The 17,970-nt window shown below is 70.6% G+C and carries 15 protein-coding genes and 2 pseudogenes; 7 read left to right on the top strand and 10 right to left on the bottom strand.

The genetic code is table 11. The features are described 5' to 3' along the window. Positions 1 to 35 precede the first annotated feature (35 nt). From AS97_RS07135 to AS97_RS07125, 3 genes are read left to right on the top strand one after another with little or no spacing between them, the layout of a single operon-like run. Positions 36 to 1,082 (top strand): ABC transporter substrate-binding protein, encoded by a 1,047-nt coding sequence (locus tag AS97_RS07135; RefSeq protein WP_185929732.1) that lies wholly within the window; start codon positions 36 to 38, stop codon positions 1,080 to 1,082. Further along, positions 1,079 to 2,092 (top strand): iron chelate uptake ABC transporter family permease subunit, encoded by a 1,014-nt coding sequence (locus AS97_RS07130; protein ID WP_059149291.1) that lies wholly within the window; start codon positions 1,079 to 1,081, stop codon positions 2,090 to 2,092. The genes AS97_RS07135 and AS97_RS07130 overlap by 4 nt, the downstream gene beginning before the upstream one ends. After that, a complete protein-coding gene (locus AS97_RS07125; RefSeq protein ID WP_086705961.1) occupies positions 2,089 to 2,898 on the top strand; it encodes an ABC transporter ATP-binding protein in 810 nt (269 codons plus the stop codon). Before AS97_RS07130 ends, AS97_RS07125 begins: the two co-directional genes overlap by 4 nt. Positions 2,899 to 3,033: 135 nt before the next feature. On the opposite strand, the pseudogene AS97_RS07120 reads toward AS97_RS07125, so the two are convergent. Both AS97_RS07120 and AS97_RS07115 read right to left on the bottom strand, forming a co-directional pair. After that, positions 3,034 to 3,273: pseudogene (locus AS97_RS07120) on the bottom strand (transposase); the annotation flags it as partial. Positions 3,274 to 3,282: 9 nt separating this feature from the next. Further along, positions 3,283 to 3,705 (bottom strand): hypothetical protein, encoded by a 423-nt coding sequence (locus AS97_RS07115; RefSeq protein ID WP_125756408.1) that lies wholly within the window; start codon positions 3,703 to 3,705, stop codon positions 3,283 to 3,285. 96 nt (positions 3,706 to 3,801) lie between these two features. Here AS97_RS07115 and AS97_RS07110 point away from each other — a divergent pair. Further along, positions 3,802 to 3,965, top strand: a pseudogene (locus tag AS97_RS07110) (IS5/IS1182 family transposase); the annotation flags it as partial. 57 nt (positions 3,966 to 4,022) lie between these two features. Then, entirely contained in the window at positions 4,023 to 5,198 is a 1,176-nt protein-coding gene (locus AS97_RS07105) for an epoxide hydrolase family protein (RefSeq protein WP_210564541.1), read from the top strand. Between the two features lie 33 nt (positions 5,199 to 5,231). On the opposite strand, the gene AS97_RS07100 is transcribed toward AS97_RS07105, so the two are convergent. From AS97_RS07100 to AS97_RS07085, 4 genes are read right to left on the bottom strand one after another with little or no spacing between them, the layout of a single operon-like run. Next, a complete protein-coding gene (locus AS97_RS07100; RefSeq protein WP_210564540.1) occupies positions 5,232 to 7,613 on the bottom strand; it encodes a bifunctional salicylyl-CoA 5-hydroxylase/oxidoreductase in 2,382 nt (793 codons plus the stop codon). An 11-nt stretch (positions 7,614 to 7,624) separates the two neighbouring features. Then, positions 7,625 to 9,307 (bottom strand): AMP-binding protein, encoded by a 1,683-nt coding sequence (locus AS97_RS07095; protein WP_210564539.1) that lies wholly within the window; start codon positions 9,305 to 9,307, stop codon positions 7,625 to 7,627. Between the two features lie 40 nt (positions 9,308 to 9,347). After that, the gene (locus tag AS97_RS07090; RefSeq protein WP_210564538.1) at positions 9,348 to 10,250 is read right to left on the bottom strand and encodes an acyl-CoA thioesterase domain-containing protein; all 903 of its coding nucleotides are present in this window, start codon (positions 10,248 to 10,250) and stop codon (positions 9,348 to 9,350) included. Beyond that, a complete protein-coding gene (locus AS97_RS07085) occupies positions 10,250 to 10,732 on the bottom strand; it encodes a cupin domain-containing protein (protein WP_059149298.1) in 483 nt (160 codons plus the stop codon). Before AS97_RS07085 ends, AS97_RS07090 begins: the two co-directional genes overlap by 1 nt. 134 nt (positions 10,733 to 10,866) lie before the next feature. On the opposite strand from AS97_RS07085, the gene AS97_RS07080 reads away from it, so the two are divergent. After that, a complete protein-coding gene (locus AS97_RS07080; protein WP_210564537.1) occupies positions 10,867 to 11,292 on the top strand; it encodes a RidA family protein in 426 nt (141 codons plus the stop codon). 137 nt (positions 11,293 to 11,429) lie between these two features. Beyond that, positions 11,430 to 12,284, top strand: coding sequence for a PaaX family transcriptional regulator C-terminal domain-containing protein (locus AS97_RS07075; RefSeq protein ID WP_210564536.1), 855 nt, complete (start codon positions 11,430 to 11,432; stop codon positions 12,282 to 12,284). A gap of 21 nt (positions 12,285 to 12,305) precedes the next feature. Here the strand turns inward: AS97_RS07075 and AS97_RS07070 are convergent, their stop codons facing one another. The 4 genes from AS97_RS07070 to AS97_RS07055 form a co-directional block, all read right to left on the bottom strand. After that, positions 12,306 to 13,190 (bottom strand): SDR family oxidoreductase, encoded by an 885-nt coding sequence (locus AS97_RS07070; RefSeq protein ID WP_086705957.1) that lies wholly within the window; start codon positions 13,188 to 13,190, stop codon positions 12,306 to 12,308. A 217-nt stretch (positions 13,191 to 13,407) separates the two neighbouring features. Continuing rightward, positions 13,408 to 13,914: an inclusion body family protein gene (locus tag AS97_RS07065; protein WP_086705956.1), complete on the bottom strand. Its 507-nt coding sequence runs from the start codon at positions 13,912 to 13,914 to the stop codon at positions 13,408 to 13,410. 4 nt (positions 13,915 to 13,918) lie between these two features. Beyond that, positions 13,919 to 15,763 (bottom strand): thiamine pyrophosphate-binding protein, encoded by a 1,845-nt coding sequence (locus AS97_RS07060; RefSeq protein ID WP_210564535.1) that lies wholly within the window; start codon positions 15,761 to 15,763, stop codon positions 13,919 to 13,921. After that, complete coding sequence (locus tag AS97_RS07055; RefSeq protein ID WP_210564534.1) at positions 15,760 to 17,799, bottom strand: NAD(P)/FAD-dependent oxidoreductase; 2,040 nt, start codon at positions 17,797 to 17,799, stop codon at positions 15,760 to 15,762. The genes AS97_RS07060 and AS97_RS07055 overlap by 4 nt, the downstream gene beginning before the upstream one ends. Positions 17,800 to 17,970 lie beyond the last annotated feature (171 nt).

Below are 17,970 nucleotides of genomic sequence, written 5' to 3'. Positions count from 1 at the left end.
GCCAGGCTCCGCGTACGAGCCCCGACAACCGAGGCATGCCCGTGCTCTGCTCTGCCCGCCGTACCGCGGCCCTCCTGCTCGCCCCCGCCCTCCTGCTCACCGCGTGCGGTGGCTCCGGCCACGACGGCGCGGACGCCAAGAAGCCCGCCGGGGCGGGCTATCCGCGCACCATCGACAACTGCGGCCACAAGGTCACGGTGAAGTCCACCCCGAAGCGGGCCCTCTCCCTCAACCAGGGCACCACGGAGATCCTGCTCTCCCTCGGCCTCGCCGACCGCATGGCGGGCACCGCCACCTGGACCGACCCGGTGATGAAGGGCCTGGAGAAGGCGAACGCGACGGTGCCGCGCCTGGCGGACAACGCACCGTCCTTCGAGAAGGCCCTGGACATCGAACCCGACTTCGTCACCGCCTCGTTCGTCTCCACCCTCGGCAAGGGCGGCGTGGCCACCCGTGAGCAGTTCGACAAGCTGGGCGTGCCCACGTACGTCTCGCCGTCCGACTGCTCGGCGGGCCGGGACCCCGACAGCGGTGGCGACGGCTCCCGCAGCAGGCCACTCACCCTGGACACCGTCTACGGCGAGATACGCGACCTGGCCCACGCGTTCGGCGTCGACGAACGTGGCGAGAAGCTCATCGCGCGGTTGAAGCAGCGGGTGCGTACGGCCACCGAGGGACTGGACGCCCCCGGCGTCTCCCTCATGTACTGGTTCGCCAACTCCCAGTCGCCCTACCTCGCCGGCTGCTGCGGCGCCCCGGGCGCCATCACCCGGGCCGTCGGAGCGAAGAACGCCTTCTCCGACACCCACGACGAGTGGCCGCAGATCAACTGGGAGACCGTGGCCGACCGCGACCCGGACGTCATCGTCCTCGGCGATCTCACGCGCAAGCAGCAGACCGCGGAGACCGCCAGGGCCAAGATGCGCTTCCTGGAGACCAACGCCGCCACCCGCAATCTCACCGCCGTGAAGAAGAAGCGGTACGTCCTGCTGAGCGGGCAGGCCATGAACCCGTCCATCCGCACCGTCGAAGGGGTCGAGCAGGTCGCCGCCGGGCTGCGCCACTTCGGACTCGCCAAGTGAGCACCCGACTCCTGCTGCTGATCGCGGGAGGGCTTGCCGCGCTCTTCGCGTCGATCGCCTTCGCCGTGACCATCGGCCCCGCCGACATCTCCACGGCCGACGTCTGGGCAGCGGTCACCGCCCATCTCGGCCTGGGCGAGAGCACGTTGCCACCGCTGCGCGACGGCATCGTGTGGAACCTGCGCATGCCCCGCACCCTGCTCGCCGCGGTGTGCGGGGCGGGGCTGGCCCTCTGCGGGGCCGTGATGCAGTCCCTGCTGCGCAATCCGCTGGCCGACCCCTTCGTCCTCGGGGTGTCCTCCGGGGCCTCCACAGGTGCCGTCGCCGTGGTCGTCCTCGGCGTGGGCGGCGGGGCGGTGTCCCTGTCGGCGGGTGCGTTCATCGGCGCGCTGCTCTCCTTCGGCCTGGTCCTGGCGCTCAGCCACAGCCTCGGCGGCAGCACCGACCGCGTGGTGCTGTCCGGGGTGGCGGCCATGCAACTGTTCTCCGCGCTGACCTCGTTCACCGTCCTCACCTCCGCGGACGCCGACACCACCCGCGCCGTGCTGTTCTGGCTCCTCGGCTCGCTCACCGGCGCCGGCTGGAGCGATGTGCTGCTGTGCGCCGTCGTCCTGGCCGCCGTCCTCCTGGTCTGTCTCGGACACGCCCGCACCCTGGACGCGTTCGCCTTCGGCGAGGAGGCCGCGGCGGCGCTCGGTGTCCGCGTGGCCCGCACCCGCCTGGTCCTGCTGTGCGCGACCGCGCTGCTCACCGCGACCCTGGTCAGCTCCGCCGGAGCCATCGGCTTCGTCGGCCTGGTCCTCCCGCACGCCACCCGCGCCCTCACCGGGTCCGGCCACGCCCGCCTCCTGCCGGTCACCGCACTGGCCGGAGCCATCTTTCTGGTGTGGGTGGATACCGCCGCCCGCACCGTGATCGACCCGCAGGAGGTCCCGGTGGGCGTGGTGACGTCCCTCATCGGCGTACCGGCCTTTGTCGCCGTGCTCTACCGCGGCCGGAGGAAGACATGACCGACTCCCTTCCCCCCGCCACCGCGGACGCCGCACCCGGGCTCCGCGCGGACCGCGTCAGCCGCCGCGCCGACGGCCGGCTCATCGTCGACGGCGTCACCCTCACCCTGCGCCCCGGCGAGACGCTGGGCCTGCTCGGCCCCAACGGCTCCGGGAAATCCACCCTGCTGCGGCTGCTCGCCGGCATCCTCGCCCCCGCCGCCGGAGTCGTCACCCTGGACGGCCGCGCACTGCCGCGGGTCGGCCGCCGCGCCACGGCCCGCCGTATCGCCACCGTCGAGCAGCACGCCCACACCCAGACCGAACTGACCGTCCGCGAGGTCGTGGCCCTGGGCCGGATCCCGCACCGGCGCGCCTGGTCGTCGTCCACCGCCACGGACACCCGGGCCGTCGACGCGGCCCTGGAGCGCACCGCGCTGACCGACCGGGCGGGCCAGTCGTGGCACACCCTCTCCGGTGGCGAACGCCAACGCGCCCAGATCGCCCGGGCCCTCGCCCAGGAACCGTACGAGCTGCTGCTCGACGAGCCGACCAATCACCTCGACATCCAGCACCAACTCGACCTGCTCGACCTCGTCGTCGGTCTGCCGATCGCCACCGTGATCGCCCTCCACGACCTCAACCTCGCGGCGATGTACTGCGACCGTCTGCTCGTCCTCCGCGAGGGCCATGTCGTGGCCGAAGGCACCCCCCGCCAGGTGCTGACCCCGTCCCTGATCAAGCAGGTCTACGACGTCCAGGCCGATGTCACCCACGATCCGGGCCACCCGGTCATCCGCTTTCTGCGCCGCACCCCCAAGCAGTGAGGCGGCGGACGGTATCCTGCCGAGCGGTTGCATGAACGACGGCGGCTGGACGGTTCTGGCGCGCTTTACCCCTAGGGCCTGTGCGATGTCGTGATCAGTCAGTGGCCTTCAGGAGGTCGTCGATCCAGATCATCGCACGCTGACCAGTGACAAGTCCGTTCTCCCCACGCGGGCCGCCTCAGCGGTCATGCCTTCCAGCAGAGCGGAGAAGACACCGGCGTTCCGCCAGACGCGGAAGCGCCCGTAGACGGTGGGTCACGGGCCGAACTCGGCAGGCATCTCCCGCCACTGGGCACTGGACCTGAACCGCCAGATCACCTCTTCGAACTGTTCCCGCATCCGCTCGGGATAGGGACCGTACCTGCCGATCGGCAGGTACCCAGGTCAATCCTCCAGCATCGCCGCTCCGTACCCCACCGGCGCCGACAGGAACAGGAAGAGCCAATCGCGGTCCTGGGCCTCCGTTTCGAACAGGCGCGCCGCCCCGCTGGTGTCGCTGGTGAAGACGTGCCAGGCGTCGCTGAAGTCACCTCCGTACCGAGCGACGGCGATCAGGCAGAGGCCGAGGAGCGTGCCCAGATAGGTGCCGAGCGGGGTGGCCAAGGCGCAGGTGACGGCGACCGACTGGCTGTGGTCGCTGTAGTTTCCGGCGATGAGGCCGGTGACTCCGGCCATCACCAAGGCGCCCCAAGTCATCAGCTCTGCCTGGTCCTTGATGACATAGGCCCAGACCAAGGACAGGCCGGCCGTCATGCCAAGTGCGATCAGGATGCCTGTGCCCTCGTTGTCGTTGCTCGACTCGCTCATCCCATCCCCCTTTGAGATGCGGCGGGCCTCTGCGACCAGGGGCGCGCCTGTGGCCACGCACCACCATAGACATGGACCCGGGCTTGAGCGGTTCCCCGGAAGAACAAGGGTTCCGGAGGCGGCCGGCCCGTCAGCCACGATGCCGGTCCCTACAAGGAGCGGAACACCGTCGGGCCTGGCGAGGGATCGCCACCCGCTAGGACAAGCCACCCGAAAGTCACCTCGCCGGCCTCCACCTTCGAGCCGCAATGATCTGGATCCAGGCGTCGCTCAGCGTGTCGGCGCAGGGGCGTGGCGCGGCTTGTATGGTACGTGCCATGCCGGATGCCACGCCCCGCCCCGAGCCGTTCACCCCGCAGACCGCACCCGCGGAGCTCGAGGACCTCCGCGCGCGGCTGCGCGCGACCCGCTGGCCGGACGCGCCCGAGGACGCCGGGTGGTCGCTGGGGACCGACCTCGACTACCTCCGCGAGCTGGTCGCCTACTGGGCGGAGGAGTTCGACTGGCCGGCCCGGGAGGCGGAACTCGCCCGGCTGCCCCGCTTCCGCGTCCGGCTCGGCGGCCTCGGGATCCACTTCGCCCACGTCCGGGCCACCGCCCCGGCCGGGCCCGCCCTGCCGCTGGTCCTCAGCCACGGCTGGCCGGACTCGTTCTGGCGCTATGCGAAGGTCATCCCGCTGCTCACCGACCCCGGCGCGCACGGCGCCGACCCCGCCGACGCGTTTGACGTGGTCGTCCCCGACATCCCGGGCTTCGGCTACTCCGACGGGCCCACCGGCCCGCCGCTGAACTCCATCGCCGTCGCCGGGCTGTGGGCCGAGCTCATGGACGTCCTCGGCTATGAGCGGTTCGGCGCGGCGGGCGGGGACATCGGCAGCCATGTGAGCCGCTACCTCGGGCTCGACCACCCTGACCGGGTCGTGGCCGTGCACCGCATGGACGGCGGCCTGCCCGTCTTCACCGGCGACCCGGCGGACCTCACACCCGAGGAGCGTGCCTGGTTCGAGGACGTCACCTCCTGGGGCGCGGCCGAGGGCGCCTACGCCGCCATGCACCGCACCAAGCCGCAGACCGCCGCCTTCGGGCTCACCGATTCACCGGTCGGGCTCGCCGCGTGGATCGTCGAGAAGCTCCGTTCGTGGAGCGACTGCGACGGCGACATCGAGCGGCGCTTCACCAAGGACGAGATCCTCACGAACGTCACGCTGTACTGGCTCACGGGCACGATCGGCTCGTCGATGCGCATGTACCACGCCAACGCCGCGATCCCGCCCGCGCAGCTCGCCCGCCGGGTCGAGGTGCCGTCCGGCTTCTCGCTCTTCCGCGGCGATATCGTGCGCCCGCCGCGGGAGTGGCTGGAGCGCATGACGAACGCCGTGCGGGTGACCGAGCCCGAGCGCGGCGGACACTTCGCGCCGTTCGAGGAGCCCGAGCTCTACGCGGAGGAGCTGCGCGCCTTCTTCCGCCCCTACCGGACGGCGGCGACGAACTGACCGTTCCGTCGCCGCGCCCGGCCACGCCACGCGTCAGGGGACGGGCGCCGGTTCCGGGGCCGGGCTCCAGCGCAGGTGGACGGCCTGGTCGGCGGGGTCGGACCGGAGCAGGGACAGCCGGGGCCGTACGGCGTCGGTGCGCGCGGCCGGGGGCTTGCGCCGACCGGCGGCGAACTGCTGCGGCCACTCGGCGCCCGGCCCCCGGTACTCCTGCTCGGCCGCCGCGTGCAGCGTCCAGTGCGGGTCGTACAGATGGGTGCGCCCCACGGCGCACAGATCGGCGCGGCCCGCCAGCAGCAGGGAGTTGACGTCGTCGTACGAGGCGATCGCGCCCACCGCGATGACGGCGGTGCCGGTGGCGGCGGCGACCTCATGGCGGATGCGGTCGGCGAACGGGGTCTGGTAAGAGCGGCCGAAGGCCGGGCGCTCGTCCTTGGTGACCTGCCCGGAGGACACGTCGATGGCGTCCGCCCCGTGCGCGATGAACGCGCGGGCGATCTCGACGGCGTCATGCTCGGTGTTGCCGTCCGGCACCCAGTCGGTGGCGGAGATGCGCACGGCCATCGGCCGATCCTCGGGCCACGCCTCTCGCACGGCGTCGAAGACCTCCAGAGGGAAACGCAGCCGGTTCTCCAGCGGGCCGCCGTATTCGTCGGTGCGGTGGTTGGCGACCGGTGAGAGGAAGGAGGACAGCAGGTAGCCGTGGGCGCAGTGCAGTTCGAGCAGGTCGAACCCGGCCTCGGCGCCCCGGCGGGCGGCGGCGACGAACTCCGCGGCGATCCGGTCCATCTCGGCGCGGGTGACCTCGCGCGGCACCGCGCAGCCGGGGCCGTACGGCAGCGCGGACGGGCCGACGGTCTCCCAGTTGCCCTCCGGCAGCGGCTCGTCCATGCCCTCCCACATCAGCCGGGTCGAGCCCTTGCGGCCCGAGTGGCCGAGCTGGAGGCCGATGCGGGCGGTGCTCCGCTCGTGGACGTAGGACACGATGCGCCGCCAGGAGTCGCGCTGCTCGCCGTTCCACAGGCCCGTGCAGCCGGGCGTGATGCGGCCCTCGGGCGAGACGCACACCATCTCGGTCATCACCAGTCCGGCGCCGCCCATGGCCCTGGAGCCGAGGTGGACGAGATGGAAGTCGCCGGGTACGCCGTCGACCGCGGAGTACATGTCCATCGGCGAGACGATCACCCGGTTCTTGAGCTCCAGCCGCCCCAGCCGGTAGGGCTGGAACATCGCCGGTGCCACCGTGTCGAGACCCTGCGCGGTGGCGAAGGCGGTGTCGACCCGGTCGGCGAAGTCGGGGTCGCGGGTGCGCAGGTTGTCGTAGGTGATGCGGCGGGAGCGGGTGAGCAGGTTGAAGCAGAACTGGGTCGGCTCCTGGTGGGCGTACATCCCGATGTTCTCGAACCACTCCAGTGAGCCCTGCGCCGCCCGCTGGGTGGACTCCACGACCGGGCGCCGCTCGGTCTCGTAGGCGGTCAATGCCACCTCGGTGTCCGGGTGTTCATGCAGACAGGCCGCGAGGGCGAGCGCGTCCTCCATCGCCAGCTTGGTGCCCGAGCCGATGGAGAAGTGCGCGGTGTGGGCGGCGTCCCCGATGAGCACGAGGTTGCCGTGGTGCCAGCGCTCGTTGCGTACGGTCGTGAAGTTCAGCCACTTGGAGTTGTTGGCGAACAGCCGGTGGCCGTCGAGCGCGTCGGCGAAGAGCTCACGGACGCGCTCGACGGCCCGCTCGTCGGAGGCGCCCGGTGCGGCAGCGGCCCGGTCGGTGGCGTCGAAGCCGGCCCGCCGCCAGACGTCCTCGTGCATCTCGACGATGAACGTGGAGCCGGTGTCGGAGTAGGGGTAGCCGTGCACCTGCATGACCCCCCATTCCGTCTGCTCCACGAAGAACTGGAATGCCTCGAAGACCCGGTCCGTGCCGAGCCACATGTATGTGCTGTGCCGGCGGTCCAGCGAGGGGCGGAAGACGTCGGCGTGGGCCGCCCGTACCGAGGAGTTGACCCCGTCGGCCCCCACCACCAGGTCGTACGACGAGCGCAGCCACTCGGTGTCCGGCGCGACGGTCGAGAAGTGCAGGGTGACGCCGAGGTCGCGGCAGCGCTCCTGGAGCAGGCGGAGCAGTTCCTTGCGGCTCATGGCGGCGAAGCCCTGGCCGCCGACGGTGTGGCTCTCGCCCCGGTAGTGGATGTCGATGTCGGTCCAGCGGGCGAAGCGCCGGGCCATGGCCTCCGCGATGGTGGTGTCGGCGTTCTCGATGCCGCCGAGCGTCTCGTCGGAGAAGACGACGCCGAAGCCGAACGTGTCGTCGGGGGCGTTGCGTTCCCAGACGGTGATCTGGTGGGCGGGGTCGAGCTGTTTCATCAGGGCCGCGAAGTACAGCCCGCCGGGACCGCCGCCGATGATCGCGATGTTCACGGGGGTTCCTCTCAACTCTCGGCGACGGCCTCGGCGGCCCGCTCGTCGTCATGGGCCGGGCGCACCTGGCGCAGCAGCTTGAAACGCTGCAGTTTGCCGCTGGTGTTGCGCGGCAGGGCGTCCTGGAACCGCACATCGCGCGGGTATTTGTAGGGCGCCAGGAGCTGCTTGACGTGGTCCTGGATCTCCTTCACCTTGGCCGCGTCGCCGGGCACGCCGGCCCGCAGCACCACGAAGGCGCACACGATCGAGCCGCGCTCCGGGTCGGGGCGGGCCACGACGGCGGATTCCACGACGTCGGGGTGGGCGTCGATGGCGGACTCGACCTCGGGGCCGCCGATGTTGTACCCGGAGGAGACGATCATGCTGTCGCTGCGGGCGTGGTAGTGGAAGTAGCCGTCCTCGTCCCGGTGGAAGATGTCACCGGTGATGTTCCAGCCCTCCAGGACGTAGTCCCGCTGTCGTTCGCCACCGAGGTAACGGCAGCCGACCGGGCCGATGACACCGAGTCGGCCCGGCTCTCCGGGGCCGAGTTCCGTGCCGTCCGGGCCGAGGATCGTGGCGCGGAAGCCGGGGACCGCCTGTCCCGTGGCGCCGGGCCGGATGGCGTCCCCGGCGGCGGAGATGAAGATGTGCAGCAGCTCGGTGGCGCCGATGCCGTCGATCACCTTCAGGCCGATGCGTGTCCGCAGGTCCTCCCAGGTGGCGCGGGGTATGTGCTCGCCCGCCGAGACACCGATCCGCACCCCGGCGAGCTGCTGTTCCCCCCCCTCGCGCAGGATCGCCCGGTAGGCGGTGGGCGCGGTCGCCAGCACGGTGACGCCATGCCGCCGCACGATCTCCGCGAGCTGCGGGGGCGTGGCGGACTCCGTCAGCAGGGCGCAGGCACCGGCCCGCAGCGGGAAGACGACCAGCATGCCGAGGCCGAAGGTGAAGGCCAGGGGAGCGGTGCAGGCGACCAGATCGTCCGGTACCAGGCTCAGGGTGTGGCGGCCGAAGGTGTGGTCGATGGACAGGATGTCCCGGTGGAAGTGCATGGTGATCTTGGGGGCGCCGGTGGATCCCGAGGTGGGGCCGAGGAGCGCCACATCGTCGGCGGCGGTGTCCACGTTGGTGAACTCGCCGGACTTGCCCGTGGCTCTGGCCACCAGATCCGCCGGGCCGCCACCGCCGTACCCGACCACCGTCAGCCCGGGCAGCACGGTGTCGCGGACCCTGCGGACCTCGTCGGTGAACCGGTGGTCCACCAGGGCGATCGAGGGCCGGGTGCGTGCGGCGATCGGGGTGAGCTCCCGGGCGCGCAGGGCGGCCATCGTGGTCACCACGACACCACCGGCCTTGAGGACGCCGAGCCAGGCCGCGACGGTCCAGGGGTTGTTGGGCGAGCGCAGCAGGACGCGCTGCCCCGGCACCAGGCCGAGGTCCGTGGTGAGCACCTGGGCGACCTGATTGGCGCGGGTGCGCAGTTCGCCGTAGGTGCACAGTCCGCCGTCCGGGGTGCGCAGGGCGGGGCGGTCGGGGCCGAAGAGCGCGGTGGGGGTGTCGATGAGCTCGGTCGCGGCGTTGAGCCGGTCCGGGTAGCGCAGGTCCGGCGTCGTGAACTCGATCGTCGGCCACAGATGCGCGGGCGGCAGCTGGTCGCGCGTGAAGGTGTCGATGTGTGCGGAGGGTGAGAGGGGGAGCGGAAGAGTCACGGAAGATTCCTTCCGTAAGCCCGCCGGGGAGCGCAGCGGGTCAGGTGGGGCGGATCAGGCCCTCCTGGACGACAGTTGCCAGGTGGCGGTGATCGCGTGTGAAGAAGCGGCCCGTGCCCAGGCCGCGGCCCGCGTCGGCGGCGACGGCTTCCTGGACGTAGAGCAGCCAGTCGCCCAGCGGCCCCGGACGGTGGAACCACATCGCGTGGTCGAGGCTGGCGGTGACCAGTCCGGGCCTGGCCCAGGGCAGGTCGAGTACGCGCAGGACGGGTTCGAGGATCGTGTAGTCGCAGACGTACGCCAGGGCGGCCAGGTCCCGTTGGGCGTCGGTCAGCCCGTCGACCGGGCGGAGCGGGTCGAAGGGCCTCAGCCAGACCGCCTGGTGCGGAAGGCGTTCTCCCTCGACGGTGAGGTAGACGGGGCCGGGGACATGCCGCATGTCGAAGCTGCGGCCGCCGGACCAGTACGCCTTGGACTCCTTGGTCATGGAGCCGCCGTCGCGCTCGGCGAGGTACTCCGCCGAGCTGGGCAGGGTCTCCGGGCCGGGCACATCGTCGGCGAACGCGGCGTCGAAGGCAGCACCGGCCCCGCCCGCCGCGAAGCCGGCCAGGCACACGTACAGCGGCTTGCCGTTCTGATAGCCGCGCACCTGCCGGGTGCTGTAGCCGCGCCCGTCGCGCACCACCTCCACCTCGTAGCGCACCTCGGCCCCGATATCGGCGGGCCGCAGGAAGTAGCTGTGCATCGAGTGCAGCGACTTGCCGTCGGTCACCGACCGCATGGCCGCCGCCGCGGCCTGGGCGACCAGATCGCCGCCGTACGCCTTGGGCCACGGGCACGGCTGGGTGGTGGCGGTGAAGGCGAGGTCGAAGTGCTCGGGCTGGGCGGGCTTCAGGGTGACGGCGGCGGTGAAGACGGCCGAGGTGGGGGGCGTCCCGGACATCAGCGGTCCAGCCAGTCGCGCAGCTCGGCGTCGGCCACGTCGGGCAGATTGACCACGATGTTCTCCGGCGTCCGGGTGGTCATCCAGGTCAGCGGCTTGGTGCGGGAGAGGTTGCACTCCACATGCGGCATGAAGGGCGGTACGAAGACCCAGTCGCCCTCCTCCATGTCGACATAGTCCTCGAACCGTTCGCCGAAGTAGATGCGGGCCCGGCCGGAGAGGACGTAGCCGCCGGTCTCGGCCTCGCCGTGGTGGTGGGTCACCGAGCGGTAGCCGGGTTCATTGCTGACCTTGCCGAACCAGAGGCGGGTGGCCGGGGTGTGCTGGATGCTCACGCCCGAGACGCGGACGGCACCGCCCGAGTCCGCGGTGTTGCCGCTCTCCAGGCCGCCGCGCGTCACCACGGGGGCGACGATGCCGCTGGGCAGCCGGTACATCGAATTATCGCCTTCGAGGCGGTATTTACTGAGGTCGGGCTCCATGGTGTCGGCTCCGTTCAGTCGGGGACCAGGATCCGATGTCTCGTGTTTCTCACGGTCGTCATTTAAAGTCAATACACCTGGATGGACCTGCCCGACCGTGGTGCAGGACGGAATGCAACCGAGCCGGAGGCCCCATGACCCCCGTCCCCGTGAACCCGGCCGACCTGCCGACACCCAGCGGCTACTCACACGGAACACTCGTCGGAAACACGCTCCACCTGGGGGGACAGACCGCCCTCGACGCCGATATGAAGATCGTTTCGGGTGGCATCGTCGAACAGTTCCGGCAGGCGTTCGGCAACCTGCTCACCACGCTGCGCGAGGCCGGCGGACACCCCGAAGACCTGGTGAGCGTGACCATCTACCTCACCGACATCCCCGACTACCAGGCGCACGGCAAGGAGATCGGCAAGGTCTGGCGCGAACTCGCCGGGCCGGTCTACCCGGCCATGGCGGGCATCGGCTGCACGGCGCTGTGGCAGCCCGAGGCCATGATCGAGATCCTCGGTGTGGCCGTGATCCCGGAGGAACGGCTCGTGGCGCCGCACACCGGGGGGTGAGGCGGACCCGTCGGAGCAGGGGGCGAGGACCTCTCCCGTACGGCCCCGGCGGGCCGGTCGCGCGGTGCGGCGGCGCACCGGGCCTCGTCCGGGAGCGGGTGATCACTTTGCCGCGCCAGGCGTTAGGGTGCCGGTACATGACCGCGCAGACGACAACGGCCACCATCGCAGCGGGCGAGCGGGAGTCCCGCCACGCCCCGCTCATCCTCACGGTCTTCGGCCTCTACGCCCGGGGCGAGCACAACTGGCTCTCGGTCGCCTCGGTGATCAGCCTCATGGCGGACCTCGGCGTGGAGAGCCGGGCCGTGCGGTCCTCGGTCTCCCGGATGAAACGCCGCGATGTGCTGCGCGGCGAGCGCCACGAGGGGCTCGCCGGCTATTCGCTCGCCGACTCCACCCTGCAGACCCTCGCCGAGGGGGACGTACGCATCTTCCGGCAGGCCAGAGCGTCCCGCGAGGACGGCTGGGTCCTCGTCGTGTTCTCCGTGCCCGAGTCCGAGCGCGAGAAGCGGCACGCACTGCGCACGACCCTGACCCGGCTGGGCTTCGGCACCGCCGCGTCGGGCGTCTGGATCGCCCCGGGACACCTGGCGGCCGAGACCCGGCGCACCCTGGAACGCCGGGAACTGGCCGCGTACGTCGACCTTTTCACCGGTGACCACTTCGGCTTCGGGGATCTGCGGGAGAAGGTCCGCTCCTGGTGGGACCTCGACGAACTCACCGCCCTGTACGCGGACTTCCTGGACCGGTACCGCCCCGTCCTGGACGCGGTGACCCGGCGCGAGCCACCACCGCTGGAGGCGTTCCGTACCTATGCGCCGATGCTGACCCAGTGGCGCCGCATGCCCTACCGCGACCCGGGACTTCCCCTGGAACTCCTTCCGGAGGAGTGGAACGGCGTGGCCGCGGGCGAACTGTTCCACCGGCTCCACACCCTGCTGAGCGCCCCGGCGGCGGCGCACGCCGCGGAGGTCTTCCACGCACAGCCCTGAGGCGGCGTGGCGCCGGTCGCGCTAGGGCAGCGGCGTGCCCCCGGTGGCGTTGACAATCTCGGCGGTGATGTAGCTGGCCTGCTGCGATGCCAGGAAGACATAGGCAGGGGCCATCTCGGCGGGTTGCGCCGGGCGGTTCAGGGGGCTCTGGAGTCCGAAGGTCGAGGTGTCCGGCAGCGTGGCGGGGATCAGGGGCGTCCACACGGGGCCGGGGGCCACGGCGTTGACACGGATGCCGCGCTCGGCGAGATTGCCGGCCAGCCCCTGGGTGAACGTGACGATCGCGCCCTTGGTGGTGGCGTAGTCGAGCAGATGCGGGCTGGGTTTGTACGCCTGTACCGAGGTGGTGTTGATGATGCTGCCGCCTTCCGGGATGTGCGGCAGAGCCATCTTGCACAACCAGAACATGGCATAGAGATTGGTGTGCATCACCCGGTCGAACTGCTCGGTCGTGATCTCTTCCAGCCCCTCGGGCCGTGACATCTGGTAGGCGGCGTTGTTGACCAGGATGTCGATCCCGCCGAACGCCTCGACTGCCTTGTCCACCAGCCGTTGACATGCGCTTTCCTCGCGGATGTCGCAGGGGAACGGGACTGCCCGGCGCCCGGCCGCCTCGATGAGGCGCACCGTCTCCCGGGCGTCCTTCTCCTCCTCGGGCAGATAGCTGAAGAACACGTCGGCGCCTTCCCTGGCGAAGGCGAGAGCGACCGCACGGCCGATTCCCGAATCGGCCCCGGTGATCACAGAGCGCCGGTCCTTCAGCAGCCCGTGGCCTTCGTAGGTGTTCTCACCATGATCGGGCCGAGGCTCCATCGCCTCCGTCTCACCGGGATGAGCCTGGTCCTGCTGCGGGAACTCCGGCTGCGGGTGCTGTTCCACCGGATGACGCTGCTCCTGCTGATGCACGGGGGCACCTCCTGGCCATGGACATCGGACGGATCTTCCGGCCCCGGGTCCCCTACGGCCTACCAGGACAAACGCAACCCGACTCGGAAAGACGCCCTGGACACGGCCCAGGGACCCCGATCGTCACCCGAAGGCACCACCGGCCCATGCCTCGCAGGCGGTGCGGGTGTCCGCACCGCCTGCGTGCCGTGCCGCTACCCGGTCGCGGCGATGCCCGTCAGGAGCGTTTGCCGATGGTGATGAACGGGTCCCACTGGAAGTACCCCGCCAATTTCTGCTCGCTGTCCAGGAGCTGGAAGAAGAAGCGGTACGTGACCTGGCCGGTCTTCTCTACGTCCGCCTCCCAGTAGTGGTCCTGATAGTCCTGGGTCTCGAAATCCGGCTGGTCGGTGGCGCCGTCCTTCGGGATCGGGTAGGTGCCGTCGCCGATCACGATCCGCGGCTTGCTGATGAGCTGGTCGCCGCTCAGGTACCGATACAGCAAGGCGCAGTACTCGCTGTTGAGCGACAGCGTCGTCTCGCGCCACCTGATGATGTCCCGGGGGTTGGCCCGGAAATTCAGCTCGGCCCCGGAGGTGCCGATGATGCGGTCCTGGCGCGTCGTCATATAGATCAGGGCGTGATCGACCTGCGTCGGCGCGTCGGGGTTCCTCGAGGCGTCGGGGTAGCGTTCGGCGATCGAGACCGCGTCGAACGCGATCATTACGTTGATGAATTCCGACATGTGCCTACTCCTCTTCCAGCTTGTATGCCATCGCCCGCGGGTAGTCGTGCCGCTGCAGGCGGACGCGGACCAGCAGCGGTCCGGCGTTGACCGGGTCGGTGGGGTCGGTGAGGCGGGCCAGCAGCTCGTCCAGGTCGGCGGTGTGCGCGATGCTGACCCCGTTCGCCGGGGTCTTCTCGCCGGCGAAGACCTCCGCGAGCCGGTCGTAGTGCCACGGGTGGAGGAGGTTGTAGAAGTCCGCGCCGTGGGTGGTGTCCGCGTCGCACGAGTCCCGGTCCGCGAAGTAGGACGGGTGCACCAGCATCTGCTCGATGCCGTAGAAGTGTCCGTTGTCCATGACGAACACCACCGACCGCAGCCCGAGCCTGGTGTGGGTGGAGATCTCCTGGCAGGTCTCCTGGAAGGCGCCGTCGCCGACGAACACCATCGGGCGGGCGTGGCCTCGCTCCGGGGCGAGCGCGGCACCGGTGGCCGCGCCGAGAGACCAGCCGATGGACAGCCAGCTGATCTGCGACAGGAACCCGCCCGCGGGCAGGGTCAGGTTCATCGAGCCGATGAGGGAGAACGCGGCGTCGGAGACGACCGTCCAGTCCTCCCGGGTCTCCCGGCCCAGGAAGTGGTTGATCCGGTCGAATACGCCGTCGTAGGTGAGCCGTTCGCCGGACCGGGACGACGAGCCGCCGGCGCGCAGCGTGGCGCGGTGGTCCTGGAGGCCGGCGGGCCGGTCGTCGGGCGCGCCCTGGTGGGCGTGGGCCTCGGCGTAGTAGTCGGCGGTCAGGCCCCCGGAGCCGTAGCGCGCCACCAGCGCGTCCTGGAGGGCGGGGATCAGCCGGGTGAGCTGGACGTCGGGGAAGTACCGGGTACCGACGCTGACACCGCCCTGGGCGGCCATCACCCAGTCCGTGCCGACACACTGCTCCCCGTCGAGGTTCTTCGATGTGGACCAGGCACCGAGGCCGATCCGGCAGGTGGCCCAGTCCTTGAAGATCCAGCGCACATCCCGGTGGCTGGCCTTGCCGTTGTACACGCCGTGGAACTGCGGCCCCCGCTCGTCGACGACGGCCTTGGCGCCGACGGTGGTGCAGAACGGCACCCCCGTGGCCTGCGTCAGGTCGGTGAGCTGCCCGTCGAGGCGGAACCGCTCGACCTCCTCGCCCGCCCATACGATCGGGCGGGGCCTGCCGTCCGGGCCGGGGTGTTCCTCGATCAGGGCGAGGATCGCGTCGACGGCGCTCGCCAGCATGGTCCGGTTGCGCGCGCTGAACGGCCGCTCGCGGCGCAGCAGTGGCTCCCCGGCCACCGCGCAGGGCTCGTCCCACAGGTCCTCCATGACCTCCAGATAGACGGGCCTGCGCTCGGACAGGCAGGCGGTGAGCGCGGCGTCGATCTGGCCCGGGGCCAGGCCCGGGTTGGAGATGACCTGCGCCTCCACGGTGACCTGCCGGTAGACGTCCAGGTTGCTCTCCCGGCGGGGGCTCATATGGGAGGTGAGCAGGCCCAGCGCGCGGTAGTTCTGCCACTGTTCGTAGGGCGGGCAGGCGTTGATGGCGACGAGCGGGACGTGTTCCACATAGGCGCCACCGCAGGCGTTGAGCAGGTTGAACGCGCCGACGCTGTAGGTGACCGCGGCCGCGCCGATGCCGTGGAGGCGGGCGTAGGAGTCGGCGGCCTGGCCCGCGCCGCCCTCGGTGGGGGTGCCGACCCACTCGATGTCGCCCTCGGCCCGCAGGACGGTGAGGAACGGACCGAGGTGGTTGCCGGGCACGCCGAACAGGTGGGTGATGCCCAACTCGGCCAGCCGGCGGGCCAGATGGCGGGCGACGGTGCACTCGGGGGCGATCTCGGTCATGAGTGGCCCCCCTGGCCGGGGCCCGGGGTGGTGAGGGGCGGGGCCCGGTGGACGGCGATGGCGGCGCGGACGGCGCTCTCCAGGGCGCCCTCGATCCAGGCGTGCTTGAGGGAGGTGTGCTCCCCGGCGAAGTGCACGGGGCCTTCGGGGCGGGAGGCGTCCAGGTGGAAGCTGGTCATCTGGTGGGCGGTGTACGTGGCGGCTTCGCCGAAGGCGTACGGATCGCGCGCCCAGCTCTGGGTGGCGCCCCGGCCGGTGAAGAACACCTCGATGCGGCGGCCATGCAGGGCCTGGAGGTTCCGCAGGGCGTAGACATAGCGCTCCGCCTCCCGCATGGAGTCCCAGCGCGCCGCGTCGTCGGACCAGGAGTACGAGGCGAGCACCACGCCACCGGTGCTGCCCTCGACCCCGTGCGAGGGGTAGTACATGAACCGGTTGGGGTTGTCGGTGGCCGAGCCCCCGCCGAAGCAGTGGGTGGCGGGCCGGACGGCGGGGCCGCGCAGCGGCATGGTGCTGTTGAACTGCCGCACCTCGTCGGTGACACCGCTGTCCTTGACCGCGGCGCCGATAAGATCGGCGATACCCGCCTCGGCGAGCGCGGGGGCGGGCGCGGTGCCACTCTCGCCGCCTCGCTGGTAGTAGTCGTAGAGGCCCGGCGAGATGCTCTCCAGCTCGTTGCGCCAGCCGTCCTCGGTGAACTCCCACCACCGGTGGCTGAACTCCAGCAGCACCTTGGTGGCCTGGTCGTAGTGGGTCTCGATGATGGCGCGGCGCTTCTTGTACGACATCGAGGGGACGATCTCCACGAAGCGCAGGGTGGAGAACGGGATGGTGACGATCGCCAGGTCCGCGGTCCACAGCTGGGTCGGGCCCGCCGGATTGTCCTCGGCGACGGTCTGCACGGCCACGCCCCACCCGCCCGGTCCGACGGCGCCGGTGCCCTCGGGCACGGAGTCGCGGCTGGGGTCGTCGTACTCGAGGCGGATCATGCGGTGGCCGAACCGCACCTCGTCGCGCAGGCCCCGGTGAAGGGCGTCGGGCAGCCGCCAACTGCCGCCGGGTATCTCCCAGTAGCGCACGTTGGGGCTGATGTCGGTGTGGCTCAGGAAACTGTGGAAGAAGGAGAGGTGCAGCCGCGAGGACATGTTCTCCAGCGTTCCGACGGCCTCGATGGCCTCATCGCTGAGCCCGGCGTAGTCGCGCAGGAAGCCGCCCATCGAATAGCCGTCGAAGTCGTGGATCACCCGCGCCCAGCCCTCGACCCACTGGTCGAACGGCTTGTTGACGCGCTGCCCGTCCACCACGTCGGAGTAGTAGTCCCGCACGCTCTCCAACGCGTCGTCGACCATCTGCACGGCGGGGGCGCGGACCTCGTCGTCGGTGAGGTGGAAGCCCTCGTTGATCCGTTCCGGGGTGGTGGCGTAGTCGGCGCGCCGTACCTGGACGCGGTTGGTGCGGATCCAGGTGTTGCCGCGCTTGTCGGGCTCGCGGAAGTCGGGGCTGTCGTCGCCGTAGCTCCAGGTGCGGCCGGTGAAGGAGGTGTACGTCACCGGGAGGGCGGGGACATCGGGGCCGCTGCCGGTGGTGGGGTCGATGTCCACGTTGTAGAACTGCCGACGGCCGAGCCCGAGTTTGTCGACGAGGGCGAGGACGAGCGGATGGAAGTCGGGTAACCGCATGGCGCCGGCCTCGGCGTACTGGGCGGGGTCGTCGAACGGCTGCTGGTGCTTGGTGGTGCGGAAAGTCTTGATGCGCCCGCCGACGCGGCCGGTATTGGCCTCGAGGATGGTCACGTCGTGGCCCGCGTCCTTGAGCAGACGGCCGGCCACGAGGCCGGTGATACCGGCGCCGATGATGAGGATTTTCTTGCGGGGGTGGCGGGTGGGGCCGAGGCGGCCGGTGTCTATCAGGGTATGGAGATATTCGAGTTTGAGGTCGCTGTTGTCCGGCCCGATGAGGAGGAGTTCGCGGGCCAGCTTGAGACACGTCTGCCAGCGGGCACGGGTGGCGGAGGAGGCGCGGGGAGCGTCGGTCATAGTTTGCGATCGTAGATATGAAGAAACGATTTATCGATTCCCCGACTTGGTAATGCATTGGTAAAGTCCAAAAACCGGAGACCGCGCGGCTGACGGAATTTCGACTTGCCGGATTTCCCTGCGGGGAAAGCCCAAGACCCGGATGGGGCGCAAGCTCTGCCAGGGGCGGAG

Source organism: Streptomyces sp. AgN23, from assembly GCF_001598115.1.
In the GTDB taxonomy this organism is placed as follows: domain Bacteria; phylum Actinomycetota; class Actinomycetes; order Streptomycetales; family Streptomycetaceae; genus Streptomyces; species Streptomyces antimycoticus.
Note: the sequence above shows the minus strand (reverse complement) of the source record. Positions and strands in the feature narration are given on the sequence as shown.